This is a genomic window from Salipiger sp. PrR007, assembly GCF_010499845.1.
GTDB lineage: Bacteria > Pseudomonadota > Alphaproteobacteria > Rhodobacterales > Rhodobacteraceae > Salipiger > Salipiger pacificus_A.
Map to the genome: position 1 here is coordinate 76736 of NZ_JAAGOZ010000011.1, position 15960 is coordinate 92695.

A 15960-nucleotide genomic window follows, 5' to 3' on the forward strand; every position below is an offset into this window, starting at 1 on the left:
CCGCAGGGCCGCGCTCTTCTGTTGGCGTCACTTGCTCGGCACGCCGCCCTCGACGATGCCGGTGGGGGTCGGGCTGAGCCAGCTGTAGAGCAACCCGCCAAGTGCCCCGCCCAGCAGCGGTGCGAGCCAGAACAGCCAGAGCTGCCCCAGCGCCCAGCCCCCGACGAAGAGCGCCGGTCCGGTGCTGCGGGCCGGGTTCACCGAGGTGTTGGTGACCGGGATGCTGATCAGGTGGATGAGCGTCAGCGCCAGGCCAATGGCCAGCGGCGCGAACCCCACCGGCGCCTGCCCGTGCGTGGTGCCCATGATGATGAAAAGAAACATCATCGTCAGCACCACCTCGGCGACGAAGCTCGAGACCAGCGAATAGCCCCCGGGGCTGTGCTCGGCGTAGCCGTTGGCGGCAAAGCCCGAGGCCACCACGTCGAACTCCGGCACGCCGCTGGCGATCACGTAGAGCACCGCGGCGCCGAGGATCGCCCCGATCACCTGTGCAAGGACGTAAGGCAGGATGTCCGAGGCCGGGAAGCGCCCGCCCGCCGCAAGCCCCACGGTCACCGCAGGGTTGAGATGGCAGCCCGAGACATGGCCGATCGCATAGGCCATGGTCAGCACCGTCAGGCCAAAGGCCAGCGAGACGCCGAGCAGCCCGATCCCCACCTCGGGAAAGGCCGCCGCCAGCACCGCAGAACCGCAGCCGCCAAACGTCAGCCAGAAGGTGCCAATGAGCTCGGCCGCGTATTTTCGGGAAGTCCCCATCGCAAACTCCTAAATTGAAATGTGTTCTGAAAAATAGTCCAGCGGGATACTGGCACCGGAGGCCGAGCGCGCAAAGCGCTTTTGCAGCTCCATCCCCGGAACAGGCGACGCGGCGCGAAGAGGGCGCATGCTGCTGCGGCGGAGCTCTGGCGCGTTCGGGTGCCGAGGGGCGCTGACCTGCCGCAGGCCTGCCCTGCCGGGGGAGGGGGTTGGGTGCGCGCACATGTGATGCGCATCGGGCGTGTCGCAAGGGCAGCCTGCGCGCCGGGGGCTTGGCTTCCCCGCTCAGGCCACTAGTGTCGCGCCGAGCGCTAACAGGAGACACCCGATGAAGAAAAACCCGCTGGGCCGCACAGGCATGTCGGTGACCGAGCTCTGCCTCGGCACCATGACCTATGGCAACCAGACGCCGCCCGAGGATGCCTTTGCGCAGATCGAGCGCGCGCTGGATGCCGGCATCAACTTCATGGACACCGCCGAGATGTACCCGGTGAACCCGGTAAAGGCCGAGACGGTGGGCCGCACCGAGGAAATCCTTGGCGACTGGTTCGCCAAGTCCGGCCGCCGCGGCGAGTGGATCCTCGCCAGCAAGCACACCGGCCCGTCGAAGCTGGTGCGCGATGAGGCGCCGATCAGCTCCGAGACCATCCCGGTGGCGGTCGAAGCCTCGCTGAAGCGGCTGAAGACCGATTACATCGACCTCTACCAGTTCCATTGGCCGAACCGCGGCAGCTACGCCTTCCGCCAGAACTGGACCTTCGCGCCCTGGACGCAGGACCGCGAGGCGACCCGCCAGCACATGGCCGACGCCCTCGGCGCGCTGCAGCGCGAGGTCGACCGCGGCACCATCCGCGCCTTTGGCCTGTCCAACGACAGCGCCTGGGGCACCGCGGAGTGGCTGCGCATGGCGGGTGAGGTGGGCGGCCCGCGGGTCGCCTCGGTGCAAAACGAATACTCGCTGCTCTACCGGATGGCCGATACCGACCTTGGCGAGCTGATGGTCAACGAGGACGTTGGCCTGCTGCCCTATTCGCCGCTCGGCGCGGGCCTGCTGACCGGCAAGTACCAGAACGGCGCGCTTCCCGAAGGCTCGCGCATGGCGATCAACGGCGATCTCGGCGGGCGCAAGACCGACCGCGTTTTCCCGGCGGTCGCGGCCTACATCGAGCTTGCGCAGGAATTCGGGCACGATCCGGTGCACATGGCGCTGGCGTGGTCGGCGCGCCGGCCCTTCGTAGCCTCGTCGATCTTCGGCGCCACCACGCTCGGCCAGCTCGAGCATCTGCTCGGCGCGGCGGAGGTGACGCTTTCGGACGAGCTGCTGGAGCGCATCGACGCGACCCACAAGGCGCATCCGTTGCCCTATTGACGCCCGGGAGCCGCGCCGGCTCCTGCACAAAAGGGCGCGGGGAGGATTGCTCCGCGCCCGCTTCGCCGCTACATCGCGGCGCATGACCAGCTCGAACAAGCATCCCGGCGCCCCTTGGCGCAATTTCTACGGCCGCGTAAAGGGCAAGTCCCTGCGCCCAAGCCAGGAGACTTACCTCGAAGAGGACCTGGCGAAGCTCTCGCCGGGCGCGGTCGACTGGGAGGTGAACCCCGAGCGCGAGAACCTCGATCTTCAGGCGATGTTCGGCGGCAAGCCGGTCTGGCTGGAAATCGGCTTCGGCGGCGGCGAGCACCTTGTGCACCAGGCCGCCACGCATCCGCACATGGGGATCATCGGCTGCGAGCCCTATATCAACGGCGTCGCCATGCTGCTGGGCAAGATCCGGCAGGCGGGGGTCGAGAACCTCAAGGTGTACCCCGGTGATGCCCGCAACATGTTCGACGTGCTGCCGGACGAGAGCATCGACAAGGCCTTCCTGAACTATCCCGATCCCTGGCCGAAGACGCGCCACCACCGCCGCCGTTTCGTCACGCAGGAGCATCTCGAGCCACTGGCCCGTGTGCTGAAGCCGGGTGCCGAGTTCCGTGTGGCCACCGACATTCCTGACTACGTCCGCCAGACGCTGCAGGAGGTGCCGAAGGCGGGCTTCGAGTGGCTGGCCGAGGGGCCGAGCGACTGGCGCGCCCCCTGGGATGACTGGATTTCGACCCGTTACGAGCAAAAAGCCCTGCGCGAGGGTCGTACGCCACATTACCTCACGTTCCGAAAGCGCTGAGTCGCGCTCGCACGCCGCGGCGCACGCACCAGCGGAAATCTTGGACGGGCAGGGCGCATGCGCTCTGCCCGCTTTTCTTTGCGGTCACAGAACCCTGTTCCCGCGGGCGCGGAGACTGTCGGGGGGGGGGCTCGACGTGGGGCCGACGTGGGGCCACCGGGACGAGTCGCGCCGGGCGCACGCCGCGTGGCAGGGCAGTGGCATTCAATGTCGGCGAGGGCGTGGGTGGCCGAGCAGTCTCGGGAAGGCAAAATCGCGCGGCTGCGCGCGCGCCCCGTGCGGGAATGGACTGTCGTGAAAGGAAGGACTTCTGGTAGCGGAGGAGGGACTTGAACCCCCGACACGCGGATTATGATTCCGCTGCTCTAACCAACTGAGCTACTCCGCCAAGAAGTGAGCGCTGAATATGGGTATGGGCCGAGAGGGTCAAGCGGAAAAATCGCCTGCCGTTGCGGAAATTCCGCGCCTTTTCGCAGGGCCTCATTTCACGATGTCTTCGTCCCGAACGAAGAGGTTCGCCCAAGCCCTGTCGACCAGCTCTGGGGTCATCTTGTGGGGCCAGCCTTCGAAGTCGCAGATCGCTTTCATCTGATCGATGAGGAAGACCGGCTGGTAGTTCGCATAGAGGTTGTCGATGCTCGGATACTTGCTCTTCAGCAGGTAGACGAGCGAGGCCTCATCCAGGACCATCTGCTTCTTGCGCGCGACCATCGCGAAGATCTTCAGGAAGTCTTGCTGGTTCGGCCCGTCGATCTTGATCTTGAAGAAGATCCGGCGCAGCGCCGCCTTGTCGAAGATCTCGTTGGGGTGGAAGTTGGTCGAAAAGATCACCAGCGTGTCGAAGGGCACCTCGAATTTTTCGCCCGACTGCAGCGCGAGGATGTCCTTGCTTTCCTCCAGCGGCACGATCCAGCGGTTGACCAGCTTCTGCGGGGGCTCGGCCTGGCGGCCCAGGTCGTCGACGATGAAGAGCCCGCCGGTGGACTTGAGCTGCAGCGGTGCCTGGTAGGTGCGCGCGGTGGGGTTGTATACGAGATCGAGCATGTTCAGCGACAGCTCGCCGCCGGTGATCACCGTGGGCCGGTCGCAGAGCACGTAGCGCGAGTCGAAGCGGGTGGTGCGACGTAGGCGGTTGGGGTCCTCGAGCTCGGTCTCGGCGGCCTTGTGCACGATCGGGTCGTAGACGGTGATGACCTGGCCGGAATATTCGATGGCGCGGGGCACGTAGATCCTGTCGCCGAGGGCCTCGCGGATGCCGTTGGAGATCGACGATTTGCCGTTACCCGGCGGTCCGTACATCAGGATAGATCGGCCGGCGCTCACTGCCGGGCCGAGGTGCGCGAGCAGCTCGCTTGGCAGCACGAGGTGGCCCATGGCGTCGGTGAGCGCCTCGCGGGTGACTTGTATGTTGCGGATCGACTGACGTTGCACCTGCTCGCGATAGGCCGAGAGCGGCACCGGCATGGGGCCAAAGTACTCCGACTGCGACAGCGCGTCGAGCGCGCGCGCCTTGCCGCTGTCGGTGAGCTGGTAGTGCATCTCGCTGCTCAATGCGTCGCCACGGGTGCCCATGGCCTCGATCAACCCCTGCCCGCGGGCGAGGTCGACCAGCTCCTGGGTGATGACGATCGGCAGGCAGACCGCGCGGGCCAGCTCGGTGATCACGTTGGTGTTCTTGCGGAACAGGGTCTTGAGGATGATGTCGCGCATCATCGTGCGGGGCAGCACCATGTCTTCCAGCCGCTTGGGGGCGGGCGGCGCGATCACGCCGGAGCTTTGCATGTTCATCGGTCGAGCGCCCTGTCTTAACCCTATGTATGTCCTGTCGGCGGCCACAACCCAGAGCGGCCCGTCTGGCGCCAGTCCCTCCGCATGGTCCGCGTTGTTGCTGTTCAGGAAACTCCAGCATTGTGGCAAGAGCTTGTCTCGGTGCGGGAATTGCCGGGGCGGCTTGCGCGAATGGGTGGGGCGGGCGAGACTGGCGCGACTTGCGACGGGAGACCAGGATGGCGGATCATATGACGGTCGGGGTGATCGGCGGCACGGGGATGCTGGGGCGGAGCATGGTGGCGGGCCTGCTTGCGAGCGGCGTGGTGGCGCCCCAGTCGCTGTGGGTGGCCAACCGCTCCGCCAACCGTGGTGACCTGCCCGAGGGGGTTCAGGTCACCGCCGATGCGCAGGCGCTGGTCCGGGCCTGCGAGGTGGTGATCCTTTCGGTGCCGCCGGCACACTTCGAGGCGCTGGAGATGGCGGCCTCGGGCAAGCTGGTGATCTCGGTCATGGCCGGGGTCTCGCGGGCCCGGATCGCCGCGCAGACTGGCGCCGAGCGCGTGGTGCGCGCCATGTCGAGCCCGGCGGCGGCGCAGCGGCTGGCTTTCTCGCCCTGGTGCGGGGATCTCGGGGGCGAGGATGCCGCGCGGGTGGCGGCGCTTCTGGGGGCATGCGGCACCACGGTCCAGGTCGCGGACGAGGCGGAGATCGAGGTCTTCACCGCGCTCACTGGCCCGGTGCCGGGTTTTGTTGCGCAGTTTGCCGCCGCGATGGCCGACTATGCTGCGCGCCGCGGCGTGGCGCCGGAGGTGGCCGATATGGCGGTGCGGCAGCTCTTCCTGGGGTCGGGGCAGATGCTGGCCGAGACGGCTCCTACGCCGGAGGAGCACGTCGAGGAGATGATCGACTACGCGGGCACCACGGCCGCCGGGCTGCTGGCGATGCGGTCGGCGGGGCTGCAGGCCGCGGTGGACGCGGGGCTCGATGCCGCCGTGGCGCGCACCCGCGAGATCGCGGAGCAGGGGCTTCAGCCCGGGGTCGCGCCGTAGAGCGCGCCGAGCAGCAGGTAGAGCCCGAGCGTTCCGGCCAGCGCCAGCCCCATGGGGAAGCGGCTGCCGCTCTGCCAGCTCTTCCAGTCGGGCGCGAGCTTGCGCAGCGGGCTGGCGCGCACCAGCCTGTGGCTGGCAAAGGCGGCCAGCAGCGTCGCGGCAAACAGCGCCATCACGAAGCGCAGATCGCCGAGGTGGATGAAGGGGGCGGCGGCGGCGGCGAATTTTGCGTCGCCCGCCCCGACGGCACCCCCGGCATTGAGCGCGATCCCCGCGACCAGCACCGCGAGCATCTGCACGTAGCGCCAGGCATAGGAGTCCAGTGGCAGCACGAAGGGGCCGATGACCACGAAGATCGCAAAGAGCGCGATCACCGCCTTGTTGAGGATCCGCATGTATTTCATGTCGGTGAAGCACACCCAGAGGCACACCACCAGGACCAGGGGCAAGAACCAGATCGCGGCGGTTGCGGAGATCACCAGCATGTCTCCGGCCTCAGTTCGTCACCGTGCCTTCCAGCGCATCCAATGCGCGGGCGGCGGCTTCGAAATGCTGCGGATGGGTTTCCAGCGCGTCGCGCAGCAGGCCCTTGCCGATCTCCACGTCGCCGCGCTTCACCGCGGCGAGACCCAGCGTCTGCAACAGCTCGGCGCGCTCGACCTGGGTCATTTGCATGACCGGCAGCGCGTAGTTGCCCTGCGCGCCGCGCGACAGAACCAGGTTGTTCTTGGCCGTGAACAGCTTGGGGTCCTGGCGGATGGCGTCGGCAAAGAGCTTTTCGGCATCGGCGTAGTCACCGCGCGAAAGCTTGGAGTATCCCCAGTTGTTCAGCACCGAGGCGGGCTTGGTTGTCAGCCCCGAGGCGACCTCGTAGAAGCTGTCGGCCTTCTGCCATTCCTGGTGGCTGTCGGCGATCATCGCTTCGAGCCGGTAGCGCTGGAAGGACTCGTGGGTGGGGGGGATGCCGTCGAGCACCTGCTCGGCCCGCTCCCAGTTGTTGTTGCGGATCAGCGCGTCGGCGAGCGAGACGCGGTCCTCGTTGGACGATCCCTCGTGGGCGACGACCTGGGTCCAGGCGCTGGTCGCTTCGGGGTAGCGCTTGGCGCGGATCAGAGATTTGGCAAGGCCGCGCTGAAAATCGATGCGGGCGGGGTCCTGTTCGGCACTGCGCGAGAAATAGGCCACGGCCTCGTCGGGGTCGCCGGCGGTGAGCATGATCTCGGTCAGCCCGGCTCCGTCGATCGCGTTAACGCCGGAAAATTCGCGATCCACCGCGTCCTTGTCGATTTCCTTCTCGCAGGCGGACAAGGCCACAAGGCCCGCCAAAAGGGCGATCAAAACTCTCGGGTGGCGCATTTCCTGCGTCCTCTTGCTGCTCGGACCTCTTTTGCTGGCTGGTCTGTGCCGTCTTTGCGGCCTCAGCCCTCGCGCCGGATCAGGAAACTGCCACTGCCCCGGCGAACCAGCCTATAGTCTTGATTTTGCGCCGGATCATAACCGGTATCGTCCCGCTTTGCGAGCGCCAAGCGCAGATTGTCTCGAATTGCGTCACTTTCCCCATTGTCGAGCGCATAGGCCCGCCGGAATATCTCTGCCGCCTCCGATGTCTGGCCGCTTTCCATCAGCGCCACGCCGAGATTGTTCCAGGCCTCGGGCCAGGTCGGCTCGACCTCGACGGCGCGGCGCAGCAGGGTCTCGGCCTGCCCGAGGCGCCCCAGCGCGAGGTTGGCCGAGCCGAGCGAGCTGAGCACCTCGCCGGTGAGACCGTCGCGGCCGGCGGCGCGGGTAAAAGCCTCGAGCGCGAGCTCGGGCTCGCCCGCCTGCATCAGCCGATGGCCGACCAGCAACTGGTCCACCTCCGCACCCCTTGGATCAAGCGTGGGGGCGAAGGGTGTCCCGTCCTGCTGCTCCAACGTCTCGGGCGCGCCGAAACCATCAAGGCCGCCCGTGGAACAGGCGGCCAGACAGAGCAGGGCGATGGTGGCACAAACTGGACGTGGATGCATTCTGCCGAGTCTAGAAGTTGGCGCTGAACTGGCCGAGGCCCACGATCGACGGTCCGACGAGGATGATCATCAACGGGGGCACCGTCAGCATCATAGTGGTCAGCGTCATCTTTGTCGGCAGCTTGTTTGCCTTTTCCTCGGCGCGCATGACCCTTTTGTCACGCATCTCGCCGGCGTAGACGCGCAGGGCATCGGCGATCGAGGTGCCGAAGCTCGCCGCCTGGTTCAGCACGACCACGAAGGACGACACGTCGTGCACCCCGCAGCGCTCACCCATGTCCGCGAGCACCGCGGTCTTGTCCTTGCCCGCCTTGAGCTCGTGGCAGACGATTTCGAACTCGTCGGCGAGCGCGGCATAGGAGGCGCGCAGCTCGCTTGCGACGCGGTTGATCGATTGGTCGAGCGACTGGCCAGCCTCGACGCAGACCAGCATCATGTCGAGCGCGTCCGGGAAACCTTCCTCGATTTGCTGGCGGCGCTCCTCGACGCGGCGGGTGACCCAGTACTTCGGCGCCATGTAGCCCGCGGCGCCCGGACCGAGCATCCACATGAGCTTGGTGGTCAGCGGCGCATCCGGCGTGTCGAGCACCATGAGGTAATAGACCGAGCCGATGGCCAGCAGCCCCAGACCAAGCGTCATCTGCGCGAGGTAGTAGAGCCGCACCGCATCGCGCGAGCGGTAGCCCGCCTGCATCAGCTTCTTGCGGACCGCGCCGAGTTCTTCCTCGGTGGTCGGTTCGAGGTACTGCGCGTACTTGTTCAACTTCTCGTTGCGCCGGGTGTCGCGGAGCACCGCGCGCGTCTCTTTTTCCATGGTCTGGCGCGCGGTCTCGCGCAGCTTGTCCATGGGATCGGGGCGCGAGCGCAGCATCAGCGGAATGCTGGCGAGGATGAGCAGGAAGGCGAGGCCGGCAACCACCAGCAGCGGGCCGGCGGGGCCGAGCTGCGCGGTGATCAGGGTGTTGAGCGTGTCGAGCATGGCGTGCGCCTCAAACTTTGATGTTCACCAGGATCCGCATGACGATCAGGTTCAGAACCAGAAAGATGGCCACGGCGAAACAGGCGGGGATGAAGAGGGGGTGATCGATAACCCCGTCGTAGTAGTGCGGATCCAGCACCTGGATCGCGAGCAGCACGAACACCGGGAACCCCGAGAGGAACTTTCCGGACCATTGCGCTTCGGCGGTGATCGCCTTCACCCGGCGGAACAGGCGGAAGCGGGCGCGGATCACCTTGGCCAGACCTTCGAGGATCTCGGCGAGGTTGCCACCCGACTGCTGCTGGATGCTGACCGCCACGGCGAGGAAGCGCAGATCCTGCATGTCCAGCCGCTCGGCCATGTGTTTGAGCGCCTCGCCGATGTCGCGGCCATAGGTCGCCTCGTCCGATATCACGCCGAATTCGGTCGCCAGCGGGTCCTTGATTTCTTTCGAGACGATGCTGATCGCGGAACTGAACGGGTAGCCGACGCGCAGGCTGCGCACCATCAGCTCAACCGCGTCGGGCAATTGCTCCTCGATCAGCGACAGGCGCTTCTTGGCCTTGCCGTTGACCCACATGTAGACGCCGCCGACACCGATGCCGATCCCCATCACCAGCCGCACGGGCAGCGAGGCCCCGGTGGCGAGGCTGAGCGCGAAGAAGGCAAAGATGCTGACCGCGACCATGATCAGCATGAGCTGCTGCGGGGTGAAGGCAAGCGCCGCTTTCTGCGCCCGGTCCGCCAGCAGGGAATAGAGCGGGATGCCGCGGTTGTTGCCATGCTGGTCCATCTCCTTGCGGAGCGTCGCCAGCACGTCCTCGCGCGAGGTGTTCTTGCCGAGCATGTCCAGCCGGCGGTTGACCTTGCTGTTCAGCCGGATCGATTTGCCGAATGCGACGAGGTAGATGCCCTCTACCAGCACCAGCACACCTATAAAGATCAGGCCATAGATAATCGGTTCTGCGCTGAGCATGGGTTACTCCGGCCGGAAGGGTTCGTAGATCGAGGGCGGCACGTCGTAGCCCCACATGCGGAAGCGCTCGGAATAGTGGCTGCGCACCCCGGTGGCGGTGAAATGCCCGATGATCTTGTTGTCGGGGGTGAGGCCGACCCGCTGGTAGCGGAACACCTCCTGCATCGAGATCACATCGCCCTCCATGCCGGTGATCTCGGTGATCGAGGTCATCCGGCGCGAGCCGTCCTGAAGGCGGCTGGCCTGCACCAGCACGTTGACGGCCGAGGAGATCTGGCTGCGCATCGCCTTCAGCGGCATCTCGACGCCGGCCATGGCGATCATGTTCTCGAGGCGCGAGATGGCGTCGCGCGGGTTGTTGGCGTGGATCGTGGTCATCGAGCCGTCGTGGCCGGTGTTCATTGCCTGCAGCATGTCGATCACTTCCTCGCCGCGCGTTTCGCCGACGATGATGCGGTCGGGGCGCATCCGCAGAGCGTTCTTGAGGCAGTCGCGCGGGGTGACCGCGCCTTTGCCCTCGACGTTCGGCGGGCGGCTTTCCATGCGGCCGACGTGGGTCTGCTGGAGCTGGAGTTCCGCCGTGTCCTCGATGGTCAGGATGCGCTCGGCGTCGTCAATGAAGGAGGAAAGCGCGTTGAGCGTCGTGGTCTTGCCCGAACCGGTACCGCCCGAGACGATGATGTTGAGGCGGGTGGCGACGGCGGCTTGCAGGTAGACGGCCATCTCTTCGGTGAAGGCGCCGAACTGCACCAGGTCGTCGATGCCGAGCTTGTCCTTCTTGAATTTCCGGATCGACACCAGCGAGCCGTCGACGGCGATCGGCGGCACCATGGCGTTGAAGCGCGAGCCGTCGGCGAGACGGGCGTCGACATAGGGGTTGGATTCATCGACGCGCCGGCCCACGGCCGACACGATCTTGTCGATGATCCGCATCAGGTGGCGCTCGTCCTTGAAGGTCACGTCCGAGAGCTGCAGCTTGCCGCTGCGTTCGACGAAGATCTGGTGCGGACCGTTGACCAGGATATCCGAGACCGTGTCATCCTTGAGCAGGGTCTCCAGCGGACCGAGGCCCTTGACCTCGTCGTAGAGCTCCTGGTTCAGCGTGCTGCGTTCCTCGCGGTTCAGCACGATGCCTTTTTCCTGCAGCGACTCGGTGGCGATCGCGGCGATTTCCTCGCGCAGTTCCGCCTCGCTGGCCTGGTCGATGGCGGCGAGGTTGAGGTTGTCGAGCAGGGCGCGGTGCAGGTCGAGCTTGATCTCGCCCATGCGCTCCTTGCGCTTCTTCTCGCGGTCCTGCGGTCCCGGTTCAGCCGCGCGCTTGGGCGACGGCTTGCGCATTGCCTGCGGCCGGTCAGCGGCCTCGACTGGCACCATCTTGGGTTTTGGCGGCTCCGCCGGGATGGCGGCGGGCGGGGGCGGGGATTTCTTGTAACGCGAGAACATTGCGGGCTCCTATCACGCGGCTTCCGCATCCGACTGGCCGATGGCGTAGAGCTCGCCGGCCAGTTTGGCGATTTCCTTGCGCAGGGGGTTCTTCGCCGCCTGCTTGGCCAGCGGCAGGCCGTGGTCGCCGGCCATCTGGACCTGCTTGCCGCCATCGGGCAGCTGCAGGCCGATCTCGATCCCGAGGTTCTCGGCCATGCGCTTGGCGCGGGTCTTGCCCTGGAGGTCGGTGAACTTCGGCGCGCGGTTCAGCGCGAAGCGCAGCTTCTCGAAGGGCAGGTCCTCGGACTGCAGCGCGCGCTTCAGGCGCAGCGCGTTCTGCGCCGAGCGCATGTCGAGCTCGATCAGCGCGAAATAGACCTGGGATTCGGTCAGCACCGTCTCGGTCCAGTGGGCGATGGTCTTGGGCAGGTCAACCACGACAAAATCGAAATGGTCGCGCGCGGTGTCGAGAAGGGCCTTCACGTCCTCGGGCGAGAGAATGTCGAGCGGCAGCAGATCCGGCGGCGCGGTGAGCACGCTCAGCTTGTCGTCGTAGTTCACCAGTGCCTGACCAAAGCTGTCGCCGTCCATCGCGGGGATGTCACTGAGCAGTTCGAAGACCGCGTCGCGGCGCGGCAGGTCGAGGTATGTGGCGATGGTGCCGAACTGCAGGCCGAGGTCGATCAGGCAGACGCGGGGCGCGCCGCCCTTGCGCACGGTGGCAAGCTCCCAGGCGAGGTTGACGGCAAAGGTGGTGGTGCCGCAGCCGCCGCAGAGACCTTGCGCCGCGATCAGCACGCCGTCGCCGCCACCCTTCAGGGTCACCGTTTCTGGCGCAGGCGGGGCCATGGTTGCGGCGCGGGCGGCCTCGGCGCGGGCGCGCAAGCGCATCACGGCGGCCTCCAACTCGCCCTCGGGCAGCGGGTAGGGGGCAAATTCGTCGGCCCCGCCGCGCAGCAGCTTGTGCAATGACGCGGGAGTCACATCGTCGGCGATCAGCACCACCTTGATGCCCCGCTCGGTTGCGCGGGCAATGACCTGGCCGAGCAGCGGCAGGTTGTCCTCGTCCTCGCTGTCTATGGCGAGCGCGATGAACTCCAGCGATGCCGCGTCGGGCTGGCCGAGGAAGGTCAGCGCATCCTCGAAGCCGAGATCCCCCCAGGCTTCGCCCAAAAGCGCTTCCATGTCCTCGATGAGCAGGTCGAACGCCTGTACGTCCCGGCTGATGGTGCAGGCCAGGATGGGCGCAGGGGCAGGCTGCCGCTCGGGAGATGTGGTCATTCTTCTTGTCCTTTGCCTCTCGCGGGGGCGGTGGCAAAGGGTGCGTGCATCCGCAACCGCGCCCCGCCCGCCGCTCTGTGCCCCGACTCGAAAGCCGTGCCGGGAGCGACCCGCTGGGACAGAAATTGTCGGTCAAGTGGGGCAACATTTTGTCCGAATTTCCGTAATTGTACGGAATTGTCGGACGATAAGGCGGCGTATCTTAAGAGCCGCTACCGGACTGCGACAGAGACGTGCCGGTCAGCACAGTCTCGGGTTGAGCGCTGCGGACATACTCGCGGTAGATCACCTCGGCGTATTTTCCATCCAGCAGGGCGGGATGGCCGGCAACGAATCCCGAGACCTCGGTCACGGTGCGACGATTGCGGCGCTCGCGGCCCTCGGTGACGACCAACGGTTGTGTTTCCCCATAGGAAACAACCGCCTCGAGCCGGCCACGCGAGATTCCGAGCGTCGAGAGGTAGCTGACCACGGCCTGCGCCCGGCGCAGCCCGAGCGTCTTGTTGTAGCTGGTGCTGCCGACGAGGTCGGTGTGCCCGTAGACGCGGAACCTGATTTCGGGGAACTGGCGGATCCAGTCGGCCTGCTGGCGCAGGATGGCCTGCGCCTCGGCGTCGAGCTGGCTGCTGTTGAAGGCGAAGGTCACCATGCTGGGCACTTCGGCGGCAAAGCGGGCCGAAAGATCGTGCACGTAGCCCTGCTGACCGGTCATCACCAGCGTGTTGGTCATCGTGGAATTGCCGAAGGTGCCACCGTCGACGGCGGAGCCGCTCTCATTCGGCGAGCAGGCGGCGAGCAGGGCCAGACCCGCGGCGGCGCTTGCGATCCGGAGCATGGGGAAGCCGGTCATTTGCTGTCGTGCCTGCATCGGATCAATCCATCACATAGCCGTAGGAGCCGCTGAAGTCCTGCTTGGCGACCTCGCCAGCCGCGCCCTTCACCGGGCGGTTGCCCTCGGCGGTGGTCCGGCCATAGAGGAACAGGTCCCGCTCGGAGGGCGGCTTCACCCGGTCGGTGGGCAGCGCAAGCGCCTGGCCGCGGGTGGGGGTCACCAGGTGCGGCGTCACGATGATGACCAGCTCCGACTGCTGTCGGCTGTATTCGGCGCTGCGGAAGAGCGCTCCGAGCACGGGCACGTCGCCGAGCCAGGGAACCTGTCCGTTCAGATCGGTGAAGTCGTCCTGCAGCAGGCCGGCGATAGCAAAGCTCTCGCCATCACGCATCTCGACGGTGGTCGAGGTCTCGCGGCGGCGGAAGGCGTCAATGTGGATTTGCTCTTGGTCGAAGCCGTTGGAGCTGTCGATCGACGAGACCGCGGCCTTCAGTTCGAGGTTGATCAGATCGCCGTCGACGACCCGCGGAATGAAGTTCAGCTCGACGCCGAAGGGCTTGAAGTCGACCGAGATCGTGCCTTCCTGCTGCGCCACCGGAACGGGGTATTCGCCGCCCGCGAGGAATTTCGCCTCCTGCCCGGAGAGCGCGGTGAGGTTCGGTTCGGCCAGCGTACGGACCACGCCCTTGGATTCCAGCGCCTCGAGCAGGATGCCCACCTCGAGCCCGCCGGCGTTGAAGCCGAAGACCGCGGCCCCCTCTGTGCCGGCGGCCACAGTGACCGGCGAGCCAAGCGCATTGTCGCCGTCGATCCAGCTTCCGGTCTCGGAGGCCAGCCCAAGATCGCCGCCCAGCAGGTCGCCGCCCAGCGACAGCGAGCTGCGCAGGGTCTTGGCAACCGAGCGCTGCATCTCTGCGAAGCGCACCTTCAGCATGACCTGCTGCACACCGGCCACCGACATCAGGTTCGACACCCGCTCGGGCGCGTAGCGCTGCGCAAGATCCAGCGCGCGGTCGAGCTTCTGGGTGCTCGACACGGTGCCCGAGAGCACGATGCCGTCATTGGCGGTGCGCACCTCGATGTTCTCGCCGGGCAGGATTTGCCGCAGCCGTTCCTTGAACTCGGTGACATCGGCGGCGACGCGCACATCGACATTGGTGATCAGGCGGCCGTTCTCGTCGAGGATGGTCAGCGTCGTGGTGCCGGGCGTCTTTCCAAGCACGTAGATCGTCCGGTCCGACAGCGAGGAGATGTCGGCGATCGCCGGGTTGGCGATGGAAAGCTCGGCGAAGGGCGAGTCGCTTTCGACCACCACGGCGCGGTTCATCGGCACGTTCAGCGCAGTTTCGGTTCCGGTACGCACAACCCGCAGGTTCTCGGCCCGCGCGCTCGGGGGAAGGGCAGTCACGCTCAGCGCCAGCCCGAACAGGGCCGCCTTGAGGAAATTTTCGACTTTCATGTGACCTGCCTTTCGATCACGCCTCGGGAGCGGGTCGTGGCGCCCGCCTTTGCGCGCAGTCTGCGCGCAAACCTGTTTCCAATCAAGAATCAATGACTTCGCGCCGGTCCTTGGTGTGGACCCCGGGCAACATCCGGCTCGGAGACGGCAATGAAACAGGGGACGCCGATTTGGCGCCCCCTGTGCAAGCTGTTGATTCCGTATCAGTTCGTGCAGGGGATCGGGATGTCCGCCACCTCGCCGCCGCGCCGCACGCGGGTGGTGCAGGTCTGGGCGAGCGCTTGTTTTTGCTGTTCTTCCGGCGGCTCGAGGCCGAGCATGACGCGCTGGTCCACCTCGATGACGTCGGCCACGGTCTGGTCGTTGGCGTTCATCAGCGAGAGCGACAGCCGCCCCGAGCTTTGCGCCTGCGCCAGCGAGGCGATCTCCTGCGGGGTGGCGGCCACGGTCACCGAGCGGGCGATGTTCACGTCTGCATCGTCCATGTCGGCGGTCTGGTCGATGGCGATCAACCGCACGCCGGCCTGGATCAGCTTGGTGAACTCGCCGCGGGACTGCCGGGGGTCCTCCGAGGGCATGCGCCCGGTCCAATACACGTCGACCCGGTCGCCGGGGCGCAGGAAGCCCGACACGCCGGTGTGCACGTCGACCTTGATGGCAAAGGCGCGCTGGCCTTTTTCGAGGCGCGAGGTCAGCCCGGCGTCGCCGCCCGGCTCGCTGATCTTGATCGGCACCAGGGCTTCGAACTTCTCGAGCGGGCGCATCGCAAGGCGGGGCGCATCGCCCTCTTTGAAGAGCTGGGTGTTCGCGTCGAAGGCGTTCTCGGGAAGGATTTCGAGCGGCCAGGGGGCAAGCCGAACGTCCTCGGGGGTGATGATCTGCCCGTGGGAGATGGCGCGGGTGGTCACGTAGATCTGCTTGGTGGGCACCGCCTCGACGGATTTCTCGCGCTCTTTTTCCAGGGCGACCTGGTAAGCGCCGATGTAATTCTGAGCCAGGTAGACGGCGAAGCCGGCCAGGCCGAGCCCCGCGATGAGAACCAGTCCGAATAGCAGTCGCATCTCTGTCCCTTTCGATAGCGGGCCGGACCGGCCCCAGGCGCTACATCTGTCACATCAGCGCAGGTTTCCCATGCGCGGCCCAAGGAGGGTGTTACGTGCGGATTGTGGTGAAAAATGGCCGGTCCTGGGCCATCATGGCGGCGGGTGTTTACCGCGCCAGTGGCGCCATGAAGTCGGACATGTGGTAGGGGTGGTCCA

Annotated in this window: 15 protein-coding genes and 1 tRNA gene; 3 read left to right on the plus strand and 13 right to left on the minus strand. The window is 66.3% G+C overall.

From position 1 onward, the window contains the following. Positions 1-27: 27 nt before the first annotated feature. Positions 28-759, minus strand: coding sequence for an aquaporin Z (gene aqpZ, locus G0Q01_RS03560; RefSeq protein WP_164190406.1), 732 nt, complete (start codon positions 757-759; stop codon positions 28-30). Positions 760-1087: 328 nt separating this feature from the next. On the opposite strand from aqpZ, the gene G0Q01_RS03565 reads away from it, so the two are divergent. Beyond that, the gene (locus tag G0Q01_RS03565; RefSeq protein WP_164190408.1) at positions 1088-2128 is read left to right on the plus strand and encodes an aldo/keto reductase; all 1041 of its coding nucleotides are present in this window, start codon (positions 1088-1090) and stop codon (positions 2126-2128) included. An 82-nt stretch (positions 2129-2210) separates the two neighbouring features. Next, positions 2211-2924 (plus strand): tRNA (guanosine(46)-N7)-methyltransferase TrmB, encoded by a 714-nt coding sequence (trmB, locus tag G0Q01_RS03570; protein WP_164190410.1) that lies wholly within the window; start codon positions 2211-2213, stop codon positions 2922-2924. Between the two features lie 311 nt (positions 2925-3235). On the opposite strand, the gene G0Q01_RS03575 is transcribed toward trmB, so the two are convergent. Both G0Q01_RS03575 and G0Q01_RS03580 read right to left on the minus strand, forming a co-directional pair. Next, positions 3236-3312: transfer RNA gene (locus G0Q01_RS03575), tRNA-Met, on the minus strand. A 92-nt stretch (positions 3313-3404) separates the two neighbouring features. Further along, positions 3405-4712 (minus strand): ATPase, encoded by a 1308-nt coding sequence (locus G0Q01_RS03580; RefSeq protein ID WP_164190413.1) that lies wholly within the window; start codon positions 4710-4712, stop codon positions 3405-3407. A gap of 218 nt (positions 4713-4930) precedes the next feature. On the opposite strand from G0Q01_RS03580, the gene G0Q01_RS03585 reads away from it, so the two are divergent. Continuing rightward, the gene (locus G0Q01_RS03585) at positions 4931-5743 is read left to right on the plus strand and encodes a pyrroline-5-carboxylate reductase (RefSeq protein WP_164190415.1); all 813 of its coding nucleotides are present in this window, start codon (positions 4931-4933) and stop codon (positions 5741-5743) included. Here the strand turns inward: G0Q01_RS03585 and G0Q01_RS03590 are convergent. The 10 genes from G0Q01_RS03590 to cpaB form a co-directional block, all read right to left on the minus strand. Continuing rightward, positions 5722-6228 carry a prepilin peptidase gene (locus G0Q01_RS03590; protein ID WP_203594884.1) on the minus strand — a complete coding sequence of 169 codons (507 nt, stop codon included), beginning with the start codon at positions 6226-6228 and terminating at the stop codon, positions 5722-5724. The genes G0Q01_RS03585 and G0Q01_RS03590 overlap by 22 nt on opposite strands. Before the next feature lie 10 nt (positions 6229-6238). Next, positions 6239-7099, minus strand: a complete 861-nt coding sequence (locus tag G0Q01_RS03595) for a lipopolysaccharide assembly protein LapB (RefSeq protein ID WP_164190417.1) — start codon at positions 7097-7099, stop codon at positions 6239-6241. A gap of 62 nt (positions 7100-7161) precedes the next feature. Further along, entirely contained in the window at positions 7162-7749 is a 588-nt protein-coding gene (locus G0Q01_RS03600) for a tetratricopeptide repeat protein (protein WP_164190419.1), read from the minus strand. Between the two features lie 10 nt (positions 7750-7759). Continuing rightward, positions 7760-8728 carry a type II secretion system F family protein gene (locus tag G0Q01_RS03605; protein WP_164190422.1) on the minus strand — a complete coding sequence of 323 codons (969 nt, stop codon included), beginning with the start codon at positions 8726-8728 and terminating at the stop codon, positions 7760-7762. Positions 8729-8738: 10 nt separating this feature from the next. Then, complete coding sequence (locus G0Q01_RS03610; RefSeq protein WP_108964811.1) at positions 8739-9704, minus strand: type II secretion system F family protein; 966 nt, start codon at positions 9702-9704, stop codon at positions 8739-8741. A gap of 3 nt (positions 9705-9707) precedes the next feature. Continuing rightward, positions 9708-11147 (minus strand): CpaF family protein, encoded by a 1440-nt coding sequence (locus G0Q01_RS03615; RefSeq protein ID WP_164190424.1) that lies wholly within the window; start codon positions 11145-11147, stop codon positions 9708-9710. 12 nt (positions 11148-11159) lie between these two features. After that, positions 11160-12410, minus strand: a complete 1251-nt coding sequence (locus tag G0Q01_RS03620; protein ID WP_164190426.1) for an AAA family ATPase — start codon at positions 12408-12410, stop codon at positions 11160-11162. A 202-nt stretch (positions 12411-12612) separates the two neighbouring features. Next, entirely contained in the window at positions 12613-13260 is a 648-nt protein-coding gene (locus G0Q01_RS03625) for an OmpA family protein (protein WP_164190428.1), read from the minus strand. A gap of 22 nt (positions 13261-13282) precedes the next feature. Beyond that, positions 13283-14701: a type II and III secretion system protein family protein gene (locus G0Q01_RS03630; RefSeq protein WP_164190431.1), complete on the minus strand. Its 1419-nt coding sequence runs from the start codon at positions 14699-14701 to the stop codon at positions 13283-13285. Positions 14702-14904: 203 nt separating this feature from the next. Beyond that, the gene (gene cpaB, locus G0Q01_RS03635) at positions 14905-15762 is read right to left on the minus strand and encodes a Flp pilus assembly protein CpaB (RefSeq protein WP_164190433.1); all 858 of its coding nucleotides are present in this window, start codon (positions 15760-15762) and stop codon (positions 14905-14907) included. Positions 15763-15960 lie beyond the last annotated feature (198 nt).